This window comes from Echinicola strongylocentroti, from assembly GCF_003260975.1.
Taxonomy (GTDB): domain Bacteria; phylum Bacteroidota; class Bacteroidia; order Cytophagales; family Cyclobacteriaceae; genus Echinicola; species Echinicola strongylocentroti.
Window position 1 is genome coordinate 824,497 of sequence record NZ_CP030041.1, and the last position, 13,743, is coordinate 838,239.

General features: G+C 46.4%; 9 protein-coding genes. 3 read left to right on the plus strand and 6 right to left on the minus strand.

Annotation, left to right across the window (positions count from 1 at the left end; genetic code table 11):
* Window positions 1-152 precede the first annotated feature (152 nt).
* From DN752_RS03135 to DN752_RS03155, 5 genes are all read right to left on the minus strand, one after another.
* A complete protein-coding gene (locus DN752_RS03135; RefSeq protein WP_112782630.1) occupies window positions 153-701 on the minus strand; it encodes an RNA polymerase sigma factor in 549 nt (182 codons plus the stop codon).
* A 99-nt stretch (window positions 702-800) separates the two neighbouring features.
* Complete coding sequence (locus DN752_RS03140; RefSeq protein ID WP_112782631.1) at window positions 801-2,930, minus strand: chitobiase/beta-hexosaminidase C-terminal domain-containing protein; 2,130 nt, start codon at window positions 2,928-2,930, stop codon at window positions 801-803.
* A 103-nt stretch (window positions 2,931-3,033) separates the two neighbouring features.
* Window positions 3,034-4,488, minus strand: a complete 1,455-nt coding sequence (locus DN752_RS03145) for a DUF1501 domain-containing protein (protein ID WP_112782632.1) — start codon at window positions 4,486-4,488, stop codon at window positions 3,034-3,036.
* A gap of 1 nt (window position 4,489) precedes the next feature.
* Window positions 4,490-6,802 (minus strand): PSD1 and planctomycete cytochrome C domain-containing protein, encoded by a 2,313-nt coding sequence (locus DN752_RS03150; protein WP_112782633.1) that lies wholly within the window; start codon window positions 6,800-6,802, stop codon window positions 4,490-4,492.
* Window positions 6,803-7,387: 585 nt separating this feature from the next.
* Window positions 7,388-8,032, minus strand: coding sequence for an SDR family oxidoreductase (locus DN752_RS03155; RefSeq protein WP_112782634.1), 645 nt, complete (start codon window positions 8,030-8,032; stop codon window positions 7,388-7,390).
* Window positions 8,033-8,427: 395 nt separating this feature from the next.
* Here DN752_RS03155 and DN752_RS03160 point away from each other — a divergent pair, with 395 nt between their 5' ends.
* The 3 genes from DN752_RS03160 to DN752_RS03170 all read left to right on the plus strand — a co-directional run bounded on the left by DN752_RS03160 (window position 8,428) and on the right by DN752_RS03170 (window position 10,601).
* A complete protein-coding gene (locus DN752_RS03160; RefSeq protein ID WP_112782635.1) occupies window positions 8,428-9,186 on the plus strand; it encodes an SDR family NAD(P)-dependent oxidoreductase in 759 nt (252 codons plus the stop codon).
* 95 nt (window positions 9,187-9,281) lie between these two features.
* The gene (locus tag DN752_RS03165; protein WP_112782636.1) at window positions 9,282-9,863 is read left to right on the plus strand and encodes a TetR/AcrR family transcriptional regulator; all 582 of its coding nucleotides are present in this window, start codon (window positions 9,282-9,284) and stop codon (window positions 9,861-9,863) included.
* Window positions 9,864-10,058: 195 nt separating this feature from the next.
* Window positions 10,059-10,601: a hypothetical protein gene (locus tag DN752_RS03170; RefSeq protein ID WP_112782637.1), complete on the plus strand. Its 543-nt coding sequence runs from the start codon at window positions 10,059-10,061 to the stop codon at window positions 10,599-10,601.
* Between the two features lie 1,223 nt (window positions 10,602-11,824).
* Here the strand turns inward: DN752_RS03170 and DN752_RS03175 are convergent.
* Window positions 11,825-13,504: a DUF4979 domain-containing protein gene (locus DN752_RS03175; RefSeq protein WP_211324124.1), complete on the minus strand. Its 1,680-nt coding sequence runs from the start codon at window positions 13,502-13,504 to the stop codon at window positions 11,825-11,827.
* Between the last annotated feature and the right edge of the window lie 239 nt (window positions 13,505-13,743).

Sequence of the window (13,743 nt, forward strand, 5' to 3'; positions counted from 1 at the left end):
TTATTTTTAAAAAAATTTAAGTCCCCTCCTTTCTACCAAAATAATATCGCAAAAACCAACAATCCTAAAGCCACATTTCAGGCTAAACAAAAATACAGGGGGATGAATTGGTTATACAAAAATCATGTATCCACGATGTTACACTTACCAAATCAGAACAAATACAAATTCCTTTTCAGGGCTTTTTTCAACACTTTAAGCGCTTCCACCATGTGGTTTCGAACAGTGTTTTTGGATATATTTAACTTGTAAGCTATATCCTCGTAAGTGAGTCCCTGATTTCTGCTCATATCAAATACCAACCGCTGCTGGGCAGATAGGTTTTCCTTTATTTTGGACAGATACCCTGTATTATCATCTTCCATATGGGGATTGGAAGTAGGTATCAAATTCATTTTAATAGTCTCAGCCAATTTTTTATCCCTTGCTACCTTTCGAAGTACGTCAATGGATTTTCTCTTGACCATTGTAAAAAGATAACTATCAAAATTATCTATCTCTTTTAGCTTCCCCTTTTCTTGCCAGATTTTAATGAAAATTTCTTGCACCAGATCTTCCGAAAGTGCCTTGTCTTTTAAATAAGTCTTTGCAAAATGATAGATCCTTGTATGGTACATTTCAAATAAGATACTGAAGGCTTCTTCATCACCATCGGCAACTGCTAAAAAGAAATCCTCCCTGTTATTCGAAAGACAAAACATACTATTTCATTTACAAACAAACTAAACACGAAACAAAATAACAACTTTTTATTTCAAAACCATATTTTTTTATCCGTAATAATTTACTTCATCATTAACCTAGTCCAGCACCACCTCATCCACAAATACCCACGCCTTGTCTCCTGCTCCACGGTGCCATGGAGGCAGTTTGTTCAAGGGGATAAGCTGCAGCCTGATCTTCTGGTACCGTCCATCGGGCAATGCATAGATTTTTTGGTCCATTCTGCTTTTGCCAAGTCCAGTGGGCATCGTTGGCCTATCGGTAAGGAGGGTTTTCCATGAACCTCCACCTTCTGTTATTGCCGAAATCTTCACGTTGGCAGGTGGAAAAATATAGGCATCCTCTTGGTACAGTAGGCTGATCGCCAGATTATTCACTTCTTGACCACCCATCTCCATGATCAAGTCGAGTGGTTCGTCCTTGAAGCCCAACCAGCCTCCAGAAGTGTACGTTTCGCCGCCTTTTTCTTGGTCAAAGAGTGACTCCTTTCCTTTTCCTGCATACTTTTTTGCAGGACTGGTCTTTAACGTCACGCCTTCGGGAAGGACACCTACACTATAAAAAGTCCCTAAAGCCGACTCACTGCTCTTCCACCCTTCGGCCAGGGCAATTGCCTTGATCTGCCCCGTTTGGTTCATGGTGATGGGGCCTTCATAAAGGGGACTGGAAGCACTGTCCGGCTCCGAACCATCCAAGGTATACCGCAATTTCACAGAACCAATGGCGTGCTTCAAGGTGATTTGCTGTGGTCCTTCGGCAATGGGCTTATCCAAGAGTACTTCTGGTGGATTCAACTGATACACTGCTCCATCTCCCACAAATCCCCATTCCAAGATCACACCTGTCCACTCTTCCTTATAAACCGACGCAGCTTCTCTGCCCAAGCCGGTGTTCCAGAGATTTACCAACTCCAAGGAGGGGAAGCTATCAATTACTTCAAACATTTTCGGATCGAGGGAATTTCCCGCAAGGGACAACCGCTTTAAACTGGGCAGTGCAAGGCCTTCCAGTTGTTCTGCCGTGACACCGGTAAAATTAAGTTTGAGATCTTCCAAATGCTCAAAATCCTTTAACCATGTCAAGGGGACATTTTCCAGTGGCATTTGATTTAAATTGATGCTCACCACTTGCTGGCTGATGGTCGCTAGTTCCTTCAGGGATGCAGGGTCGAAGGCTCCCGCTCCAAAATAAGCCACCTCCAAAGCAGCTGCGCCCGGAAACAAAGGCGCCACCAACCTGTAGTGATTGTTCAGTGCTGCAATGTCCTTCGCATCTGCCTCTGGGAAATCATAAGGATTCTCCTTTTTTAGCTGTAAGCTGGCCAGCTCATAAAGCGGGTCTTCTTCTCCCTTATCCACCACCTTTTGCTCAAAATCGGCCCCACCTTTTACCCATAACCGCAAAATTTCCAGTTCTTCTGACGTCAGCTGTGCTTTGCCTTTTGGGGGCATGTGTTTTTTCTCCTCTTTTGGCAACATGATGCGGTGGACCAGCAAGGATTTTTCCCAGTTGGTGGTGTCAAACAAGGCCCCTGACTCCCCTCCTTTATTGATGAACGCTATTTCATCCAGCCTTAGCTCTCCTTTGCTTTTACTGGCCTGGTGGCAATTGAGGCATTTTTGCTCAAGTATGGGCATGACCAAATGCTGGAATACTTCGGCATCTTTCAGGCCCACTTGGGAGGTTTCTTCTGTACGGAGAGGAGCCATCAGGAAGTCGCTTCCATGGGTAAGGTCAGCCCCCAAATGTCCCGCCCCTATCAGTAGAAACAGCAATATCAACCCAATTGGCTTGACAGTTTTTGGCCACTGGTCCATCGTAAAGTACATCAGTATGCCCAAAAAATAAACCGCTACACCCAGCCATTTGTGCAAGGTCAAATTGTCCCCTTCATAGCCCTCTTCCTGGCTAAGCACCCAGCCACTGAGCACCGCTATTCCAGCAAAAAACAGCGCAAACAACAGTGCCCACTTGGTGATCTTTTTTTGATATGCTTCCGGCATGATCCCCGGCACAAGCATAAACGCCAAGGCTACCAACATCAACACGATAGGAAAATGCAGCACCAAGGGGTGGCTCCTCCCCAGTACTTGCAGCAAGGCCGGCACCATCAACCGGTCACCAGCCAAAAGAAAAATGAGAATAAAGCCAGTGAAAACGATCAACGCATTTTCGATCCAGCCCCGTAGCTTACTTTTTATGTTCATGAACGTTTATTTCATCTTTTTTGCAACATCGGATTACAAACCCCGAACATGTCTCATATCTCACATCTCAAGTCTCATATCTCCATACTCACATCTCAATCGCTCATACCAAAATATCCTTCACTACCTTGCCGTGCACATCGGTCAGGCGGTACCTTCTGCCGAGGTGCTTGTAGGTGAGACGCTCGTGGTCGATGCCCATCAAATGCAGGACAGTGGCCTGAAAATCGTGGACATGGACGGGGTCCTTGGTGATGTTATAGCCAAAATCATCCGTTTCGCCATAGACCATTCCAGACTTCACGCCACCACCGGCCATCCAAATGGAAAATGCCCTTGGGTGATGGTCACGGCCATAGTTGTCGGCAGACATTTTGCCTTGGCAGTAGTTGGTGCGGCCAAACTCCCCTCCCCAGATCACCAAGGTTTCGTCCAACAGTCCCCGCTGTTTCAAATCCGTAATCAAAGCAGCCGAAGCTTGATCGACATCTTTGGCCTGTCCGGCCATTTCATTGGGCAGATTGCCATGCTGGTCCCAGCCCTGATGATAGAGCTGCACGAAGCGGACTCCATTTTCAGAGAGCTTCCTCGCTAAGAGGCAGTTGGCAGCGTAGGTGCCTGGCACGAGACATTCCGGCCCGTATAGTTTCACCACGCTATCGGGTTCTTTGGACACATCGGTCACTTCCGGCACAGCGGTTTGCATCCGAAAGGCCATTTCATATTGCTGGATCTTCGCTTGGATCTCAGGATCGCCAAACTGCTCAAAATTCATCTGGTTAAGGGCAGCGATCTGGTCAAGCATGCGCCTCCTGTCAGTCCTTTTCATGCCATCAGGATCGCCAAGGTACAGCACCGGATCTTCCGAATTGGAAAACTGCACCCCTTGGTGGACGGCATCGAGGAAGCCATTGGACCAAAGCTTGGAGTAGACGCCTTGCCCGTTGCCTTTTCCTCTGCTGAGCAGCACACAAAATGCCGGGAGGTTGTTGTTTTCACTGCCCAGGCCATAGCTCATCCACGACCCCATGCTTGGCCTGTTGCCCACCTGCGCTCCTGTTTGGAAAAATGTCAAGGCCGGATCATGGTTGATGGCTTCGGTATGCATGGATTTGACGATACAGATATCATCCACCACTTTGGCAGTATGGGGAAACAGGTCACTTACCCAGGCCCTGGCTTCACCGTACTGCTGAAAACCATAATACGAGCCCACTAGCGGAAAAGTACTTTGGCCTGCGGTCATCCCGGTGAGCCGCTGGCCCTTGCGGATGCTTTCTGGCAGGTCCTCTCCCATTCGCTCCCTCAGCATGGGCTTATAATCAAACGACTCCAGCTGACTCGGGGCACCATTTTGAAATAGGTAAATGACCCGCTTCGCCTTTGGTGCAAAATGGGGCAAGGCCGCCATGATTTCTTCTTCAGCGGAAGATTTACCAGAAAAAAGGTCGGGGATCAACAGTGACCCCAAAGCCATACTTCCTACGCCCAAACTCAGCTTGGAAAGGAATTTTCTCCGGTTTTGATTTAGTCCATGCTCTAACAGTTCCTTTTCCATCTTATATTTTCGTAATCGTTTCTTCCAAATTATATAAGGTCACGATGACCTGCATCATGGCGGCTGCTTTGGCCGTCAATGCCGTTTCATTCAGGGGTTTTTCACCCACTTCAAGGGTAATGTCTATTTGCTCAGGCTGAGCTTCAAACCGGGCTTTTTCCTCCTCAAAATAGGCCATTAACAACGCCGATTCATTCGGTTTGGCATCCCGGCAAACCACCTTCTTGAAGGCCCAGTTGATTGCTTCTTCGGCTTCCATCCCTTGGCGCTCGATCGTTGTGGCCATGACACGGGATGCTTCCAGCACGAATGGATCATTCAACATCACCAACGCCTGCAAAGGTGTATTGGTGCGGCCACGGGTAACTTCGCAGCGGTCCCGGTTGCTGGCATCAAAAATGATGGACTTAGGCGGCGGCACAGTCAACTTGATAAAATGGTACAAGCCCCTGCGATAAAGGTCTTTTCCATTGTCCTGTTCATATTTTGCCAATGATCCCCTGCCGGAGGTCGCTGCTTCCCACAGTCCATCTGGCTGATAAGGTTTGATGCTCGGCCCACCAATCTCCGTATTGAGCAGTCCACTGCTCGCCAGCACCAAATCCTGGATGCTCTCGGCAGTCAATCTCAATCGCGGCGCACGTGCCAAATAGAGGTTTACGGGGTCTTTGGAGCGCTCTTTTTCTTTTACTTCAGCACTTTGCCGGTAGGTGGCAGACAGGAAGATTTGCTTCAGCAGCCGCTTGATGTCCCAGTCGTTTTCCATAAAATCCACCGCCAGCCAATCCAACAGTTCCGGATGGGTAGGAAGGTCTCCCTGCATGCCAAAATCTCCGGCGGACTTCACGATCCCCTGCCCAAAAATCTCCTGCCATAGCAAATTGACAAAAACCCGGGCAGTCAGTGGGTTTTCGGGACTTGTCGTCCATTCCGCTAAGCCTAGCCTGTCTTTCGAATAATCCTCTCCAAAGGCCATGACCGACGGGGGCGTATTTGGCTGTACCTCTTTGGTGGGCGCATCATACACCCCCCTATCCAATATGTAGGTCTTTCGCAAAGTATCCAGTTCATCCATCACCGATACCATCACCGTGCTGGTATCCTGGTGATTGATATAGCTCAGCACCCCATCGGCACTTATATCTTCGTGCTCAATCCACAATATGGGCGTTTTGGCAGGGACACTCCTGGCCACATCTCCCTCAAAGCCTTTTTCGGGGGTATTGTTAAAAAAGGCATATAGCTGAAAGTAATTTTCTTGCGAAAAGGGATCGTACTTATGATCGTGGCACTGGGCACATTCCATGGTGATACCCAAGATGCCTTTGGAAAAAGTATTGGTCTTGTCGAGGACATACTCCACTCGATATTCTTCATGGATCACCCCTCCCTCTTCGGTATATTTGTGGTTTCTGTTAAAAGCCGTGGCCAAGATCTGCTCTTTGGTGGCATTGGGCAGCATGTCACCTGCAAGCTGCCAAGTGATGAACTGGTCATAGGGCATATTATCGTTCAATACATGGATCACCCAATCCCGATAAGGCCATTGAGAGCGGTATTCATCGTCTTGATAGCCGTAGCTATCGGAATAGCGAGACACATCCATCCAAAGCACGGCCAACTTCTCACCATAAGTATCTTTTGCCAATAGCTCGTCGATCAGGCGCTCATAGCCCTGCTCGTCCATATCTGCATACCGCTCCATCAAGTCGATAGATGGAGGCAAACCGGTAATGTCCAAGCTCAGCCGTTTGATCAATGTCTGGGCATCGGCTGCCGCATTGGGCGAAAGGCCCTTCTCCTCCATTTTGGCCAAGGTAAACTGATCGATAGCATTGTTCGTCCAGTCAGTAGCAGGGGGTAAATCGGCTTTTTGGGGTGGCACAAAGGCCCAATGCGGTTCGTATTTTGCTCCTTGCTCAATCCACTGCTTGATAATCGCGATCTCAGAAGGCTCCAATTTCAGGTTGGAAGCCGGAGGAGGCATCAGTTCAGCGGGGTCTTCGGAAGTGATTTTTTGGAAAACCAAGGATGTTTCGGGCTCACCGGGTACGATCACATGCTGTAAAGGATCATCCTTTAATGCCGCATAAGCACCTTCCTCGGTGTCCAGCCGCAATCCCGCTTCCCGTTTATTGGCATCGGGGCCATGACAGGCAAAGCACTTGTCCGAAAGGATCGGACGCACATGAAAATTATAGCTGATCTGGTCGGATGCCCTGAGCTGTTTTTCTTCGGTGTCGGCAGGTTGACAGGATATCAGTACTCCCATCAGTACCGAAAAGAGGATAGTAAAAGAAGAGTATAGGCGCATCAACGAATAATTTGGGTTTCTGGCCTAATTTAGCAAAAAAAATAGCGAAACACCAAACTAAATAACAAAGAATTAATACTTACCGATCCTTATTATTATAAAATAGGATTACGTGCTTTAGCCTCACGCAATACATTAACAAACTGGAAGTAACCAAAAGGCAGGTAATTCTTTTTCCCGCTCCCTTCGGCTACGCTCAGGGAACGGGAAAAAAAGATCGGTTACAATTAATCCGTCATCGCGAACGCAGTGACAGCGGAGTGAAGCGATCTCGTATTCCAAATAGGAGATCAATTCGTTATCCTTCTTTACCTTGCGGCCGACTAACCAGCTTGGTCCCAGACAAGCCTGCCTGGCTTCAGACAGGCCTGCCGTATGATGGGGCTTTGCTAATTCTTAGTCATAGTGAGCCACAGGCTCAACTTTAACCGTCCCTCAGTATAACTGAAGGGACAACCAACGATATGCCATAACGTCATCGCGAACGCAGTGACAGCGGATTGAAGCGATCTCGTATTCCAAATAGGAGATCGCTTCGTACTCACTTTTACCTAGCAAAAATCAATTAACAGGGGCTTGCTGTCCCTATATCTTTCCAAGGGCATCCGCAATGGAATCATCACCGCTGACAAGGTCAAAGGATTTATTAATGGTATGCCCTGTCTTGAGCACTTCAAGGACGGTTTCTGCGACATCTGCGCGGGGAATGGTGCTGCGGTCAAGTTTTCCACCAGCACTCACTTTGCCGTTTCCGGGTTCATTCAATAGGCCGCCAGGGCGTATGATGGTATAATCCAGGGAACTCATCTCCAACATCCGATCGGCATAGTGCTTGGCCACGTAATAGGGTCGTAGGGAATCATTCCAGTTCTCGCGATTATTTGCCTGAAGGGCACTGATCATCACAAAACGCTTGACGCCGGTCTTTTCGGCCGCTTCGATACACTTCACGGCTCCGTCCAAGTCGATCAACAACGTCTTATCATCCCCTGTCTTGCCACCGGATCCGGCCGTAAACACCACCGCATCAACTCCTTCCATGGCGCTGGCCAAGCCTTCCACAGGGCCTTCCAAGTCTGCCAATACACTGTCAAGGCCTTTTTCCTTAAAAGCTGCCACTTGCTCTTCCTTACGGACCATCGCTATGGGCGAGAAATCACCGGCCGCTTGAAGGCTGTCTACGATCAACTGACCTATTTGTCCATTTGCTCCTATCACCAGTACTTTCATTATATGCTTATTTTTTGGTTTAGCTTAAAGTTAAAAAGATCAGGGAGACTTCGAAAGGTTGGAAGGTTGGAAAGCTGAAAAGTTGTAAGGTTGAAGCGTTTTGGAGTGGCATATTAATGATAGGGGTACCCATTTGTTCCAAACTCTCCGTTGTATTCGGCTTCTCTTCTCTTCGAATTTGTTCCTCTTCGGCTTCGCTCAGGGGGCGAGGGGGACGGTGAGGAAAGGAGACCGATTACACTCTATACGTCATCGCGAACGCAGTGGCACCTGGGGTGAACCTGGTTTTTCTTTTCTTGGGAGTATTTTTCTTATTTGGAACTATTGTTCCAGTATTATTTGTTTCATTTTGGAACGATCGTTCTAGTATATTTTTAACCCAAAAAAATTATTTTATGAGTTATTTAAATGGAAAAGTAGCTGTGGTCACTGGAGGCAACAGCGGTATTGGTTATTCAACTGCCCGGAAGTTGAAAGAAGATGGTGCGACAGTCATCATTACGGGACGCTCTGCCGAGAAGGTTGGTGCGGCAGCGCTCGAGCTTGGTGTAGAGGGAATCGTGGCGGATGTATTGGACCTGTCTGCCATTGATGCAGCTGTCAGCCAAATAAAAAATGGTTTTGGACAGATTGATATCTTGTTTGTCAATGCGGGTGTCTTTCTGCCTGCGCCGATAGGCCAGACCAGTGAAGCGATGTTTGACCAACAAATGGGCATCAACCTCAAGGGCGCGGTGTTTACCATTGAGAAGTTTTTACCGATTCTGAAGGATGGAGGTAGTATTATCAACCTGTCCTCCATCAATGCCTACACGGGAATGCCCAATACAGGAATCTATGGTGCATCTAAAGCAGCCCTGAATTCCTATACCCGAACAGCGGCCACCGAACTGGCACCGAGGAAGATAAGGGTAAATGCCGTAAATCCCGGCCCGATCTATACGCCGATTTTTAGCAAAACCGGTATGCCTGAAGACCAACTCACTGGAATGGCCGAGGCCATGCAAAACAGGATTCCCCTCAAACGATATGGACAACCGGAGGATATTGCCGAACTGGTAGCTTTCTTGGCTTCTGATAGGGCTTCCTTTATTACCGGAGCCGAATACAATATCGATGGCGGCACCAATGTCAATCCGCTATTGGCGGGGTAATATTTTTTTGCATTCATTTGGAATGACAATTCCAATATCGGAACTTTATGGGTGCTGGCTTCGCTTGTACCTGTAAAGTTCCGATCTAATTTACCATGCCAAGAGTTAAACTATTTGATGAAAAAGAAGTGCTGGAGAAAGCCATGAACTTGTTCTGGAAAAATGGCTACTATGCCACTTCCATCCAAGACTTGGTCGCCTTTCTGGGCATCAACAGGGCAAGCCTGTACGCTACTTTTGGCGGCAAAAAGGAGTTGTTCGAAAAGGCATTTGCCCACTATACCACCACCACTGCCAACGCCCAAAAGGAATTCCTGAATGCCCAAACTGACATTCGGGTCGGATTCAAGAAACTATTTGAGAACGCCATCCAACAGTCCACGTTGGATACGGACAAAAAAGGTTGCTTTACCGTCAACTGCACCATTGAGTTTATCCCCAACGAATCGGAGCTTGCTGACTTGGTCTGCCAAAACAAACTACAATGCGAAAAAATGCTCCTCCACTATTTGAAACTGGGTGTCGAGCGCAACCAAATCTCCAAAGACAAGGACCTGCAAGCCATTGCCACGCTGCTTTTTACTTTTTATAGCGGCCTAAAAGTCATCACCAAAGTGGATTTTGACCCCGCCGAATTTTCACGATCCGTGGACGCACTGCTTAAGGTGCTGGATTAGTATTTTCTACAGTCGATAGTCAGCACATTTTGAAAATCAGAGGTACTTCGAGATAATCTAAACGATAAGCCTACTACGATAAAGAAGGTCACTGCGAAGCATAATGAATAAATTATCGGATGTAATGCCACGCATCTTTCCATTTAAATATTATTTTAGCACTTCATTATAATCATATTTATACTCCTCTACTCAATGAAAAAGATCTTTTTCTTAACCCTCCTATGCCTTGGCCTACACCTTTTTGCATTCGGCCAGCAATCCCTCGATGAAGCCAATGGCCTGAACGGTATCAAACTCAACCATACGCTACAGCATTATCAAGAAAGCCTCCAACTGATCACCGGAGACGAGACCATCTATCGGCGGAATGAATGGCTCCAAAAAAGCGTCAAGCGCAACATCAAAAACGGCATCCAAGAAGGGGTCTACAAAGAACACAGCCACCTTTTCGTGGCCGGCAAACAAGCCTCCAAACTGAACCTGATCTTTTACAAAGAGGAGCTCTACAAAATCCGGTGGACATACAGAAAGGAAGATTTCAAAGACTTGGAATCCCTGGCAAAATTCTTCAACCAGTATTTCACCGAGCAGTTTGGCAGACCCGATGAGGTCATCCTAGGCGATACCTTTATTTGGGAGGAAGACAAAAACTACCTCCAAGCCTTCCTCGACCAAAACGTCTATCAGATCGAATTAAGAGATAAAGAGATCGAGAAAATTGTCAATAACCTTTAGGGTTAAATGAAGAGGATTTAACCCCATTTAAAGCCTCAATTCGTTCTACATTGCCTTTACGCTTGGCCGGAACAGCCAAACATAAAGGCAATGTTATTGTGGTTCGTTATTCTAGTTTTGGAGAATTCTCAATTGCATCTTTTACAACTTGAGCCACTGAATCTCCCGTATTTTTTTTCTTTTACAATAGTCACTTTTGAGCCAATCATATAAAAGTTTCTGATTATACGTTTTATTGCCAGTAGGTTTTATTTCTCACGGAACACACAGAACTCCCAGAATGAAGTAAGGCTTTTCTGAGATTTCTATGTTTTCTTGACTTAGGATTATCTAGGATCAAGCCATATTTCTGGGGGAATAAATTTCGCCACACTTCCTTGAAATCGTTCCCTATCGATTATTGGAATATTTGATTATACGCTTTCTTGCCAGTAGTTTTTATTTCTCGCGGAACGCACAGAAAACCCAGAATAAAACAACGCTTTTCTGAGATTTCCGTGGTTTCTGTGAGCACCTATTTCATATCGCTGTGATTACTGGTATCATTGCGGATATACGTTTTGGAATAAATCGCTATTGGTGTGTAATGGGTTTTAGCGTGAATTTATAAGCGCTAGGAAGATAATTGCCGCTAAAACAATAAGGTTATTTTTGATGTTTACCACGGGCGTTGCCCATGGCTAAGAATGTTACGCCCTTTCAGGGCTTTTTGATGCTACTTGGCTTTTCCAATTTAACCCGGATTATGCGTTAGGAATCGTAGTGAGAGCTGAAATTGCAAGAAAATCAGTTAGTTTGGAGGCATTAGCGTATTACCGCTACTGTTATGCCGAAAACTAAAGTGAAACGGCTGATTTTGAAGCAGTTTCAGGTCGCAACAGATAGGCTAATGCATATTCCGGGTTTAAGAAAAAAAATCAGCGCAAATCAGAATCATCTGCGTCATCAGCGTTCCATCAGCCCCCATCTTTTCCGCTTGATTCAATAATTGCTAAAATTTGATTGTTATCGAAATATCAAATGGCATTTGGTTATTCCCATCTCATCAATCGGTGGTAATTTTTCGGTAATTAGTGGTCGGTGAATCAGTAGTCCTTTGTGTCCTTCTGCCGTAGGCAGTAAAACTTGGTAAGGGTAAGCGACCCCGGCTCTCTGCTGGCCAAAAAAATAGGAAGACCGTATACAGTCGGCTGCATACGGTCTTCCCCAATATTTTGTTCCGGTTATTCGGCGATATATGCTTCCAGGGCTTCTACACTCGGGAAGGTTTTTATCCATTCCACTTCATAGGAAGGATCTCCGGTGGTCATATCGGCTATTTTTAACTGCATATAGTCGAAGGTGGTCAATTGCGTAAATTTTGTCGTCAGGTCCCAGTAATAAACGTCCATGTCACCTGTTCCCTCCAGCACTGTTCCCCTGCTGGCATATGATCCTCGGTTGGTGTCCAAGGTCAGCCGACTGTTACCGGGCTTACTGAACTGGATCGCCCAAATGGGGTATTTGGTGGGGTCGAGGATAACACTATTTACCCTGATATCAGCACGATAGACCGGTTCTTCAGCCGCCCCTACATTGGTCATATCTACTTTCAGGCGTCCATCGACCACGGTGAAGGAGCTGCCATTTTGGACGGTAGTCCATCCTTCACTGTCCCCATCTGTTGCAAACTGATAATCCCACGCTCCCAAAGCTGGTGCATCTTGATTGGTTTCGCCAAGGTAAAACAACAGTGTTCCGAAGCCTGGATTGTCATTGTGAAATGGAGCCAGCTCGGGACGGGTTTCTTCGAGCACCTGCTGGGTCCAGGGCATTTCCATTCCTTTTCTATTGACATAATGGTTATAGGCAATTTCAAATACTGCCCTGAACTGTCCTCTGCCATCTGGTGATATCTCTGACCAATTGGAATACTTGCCTGTCACATCACTCCACTGCACATAGGGAACCTCATGTCCCAAATTATATTTGGCCGTATATTCATATCCTTTCAGCAGGCGGTTGTCCAAGGCCCCGTACATATCCAGCCCCTGGTGGTATCCCACTTCACAGGCCTCTGCCAAGCTCCCGATGCCAAACATCACATGCGGTTGGTCTCGTCCACTTTCTTGGCTCTGGCCGGTTTCATTGATGATGTAGTTTGCTAGACTTCCATTGTCTTCGCCCTCGGAATAAAAGAAATCCACTGCTTGTTGAAACATCTCCGTATCTTCCAGAAAAATACCAAAAGCCATTAGTGCCTTTGTGGCCGCCGTACCCCAGTTGCCATTGGTATAGGCTGGACGGTTAAAGAAGCTATCCATTAAATCCCTGTAAAAAATATCTCGAAACATGCTTTCGGCCCTTTCGATATCCGTACGCTTCCAGGCAGGATAGGTATACCGCAAAATCTCTGCAGCATTGACAAAGGTGAACCCTTGCAGTGAAGCAATGAGGGCATTGTCATTCGTTCCTGTAATGCCCTTCAAGGTTTCGGAATAGGCATTAATGATTTCGACGGCCTTTTCAGCATGGGTAGAATCCCCAGTAATGGCCCACAAGAGGGCATTCTGGTAAGCGGCATTGGAGTCTTCCATGCTCGGGATTTTGGTATGGCTGTTTTCCCCGTCCCTAGCGATGTACTCAAATGGCCCTTGCATCTGATACATCGACGAGGCCGTTTTTTGGGATCTCAACGCGACATATGATCCCATAGGGGGATAGTCATTGCCATTTACATAGCCCTTGATGCGCTCTAAATCATCTGCAGTATGCAAAATTCCGGGGTGAGCAAACTCCCCTCCTAGCTCTCCATCAATATCGCCTGCCTTAAAATACTCGCATCCTTGTACCATGATACCAGTAAAAGCACAAAGCAATAAAATGATCGATCGGGACAGATTTCTGGTCTGTATTTTTCTCATAATAAATGGTTATTTGGTTTGTTTAGTGTTAATCTTCAATAGCTCAAATTACTTCATCACCATAAAAGGATCGGATCCCCCGTTAATCACTTGGCAAATCAAAGCAATTGTATTCACAAAATGTCACAATTAAATTACACTATAGTTCTAATTTAAAAACATATACATGGCAAAAAACCCTTACTACCAAAATCAGCCAAAAAAGTACGTGGATCCGCAAAAATAATCCTATTTCTCCC

Bases quoted from the DNA above. Each gene is read 5' to 3' on its own strand.
- DN752_RS03135 (WP_112782630.1), bottom strand. From the start codon at position 701: ATGTTTTGTCTTTCGAATAACAGGGAGGATTTCTTTTTAGCAGTTGCC.
- DN752_RS03140 (WP_112782631.1), bottom strand. From the start codon at position 2,930: ATGAACATAAAAAGTAAGCTACGGGGCTGGATCGAAAATGCGTTGATC.
- DN752_RS03145 (WP_112782632.1), bottom strand. From the start codon at position 4,488: ATGGAAAAGGAACTGTTAGAGCATGGACTAAATCAAAACCGGAGAAAA.
- DN752_RS03150 (WP_112782633.1), bottom strand. From the start codon at position 6,802: ATGCGCCTATACTCTTCTTTTACTATCCTCTTTTCGGTACTGATGGGA.
- DN752_RS03155 (WP_112782634.1), bottom strand. From the start codon at position 8,032: ATGAAAGTACTGGTGATAGGAGCAAATGGACAAATAGGTCAGTTGATC.
- DN752_RS03160 (WP_112782635.1), top strand. From the start codon at position 8,428: ATGAGTTATTTAAATGGAAAAGTAGCTGTGGTCACTGGAGGCAACAGC.
- DN752_RS03165 (WP_112782636.1), top strand. From the start codon at position 9,282: ATGCCAAGAGTTAAACTATTTGATGAAAAAGAAGTGCTGGAGAAAGCC.
- DN752_RS03170 (WP_112782637.1), top strand. From the start codon at position 10,059: ATGAAAAAGATCTTTTTCTTAACCCTCCTATGCCTTGGCCTACACCTT.
- DN752_RS03175 (WP_211324124.1), bottom strand. From the start codon at position 13,504: ATGAGAAAAATACAGACCAGAAATCTGTCCCGATCGATCATTTTATTG.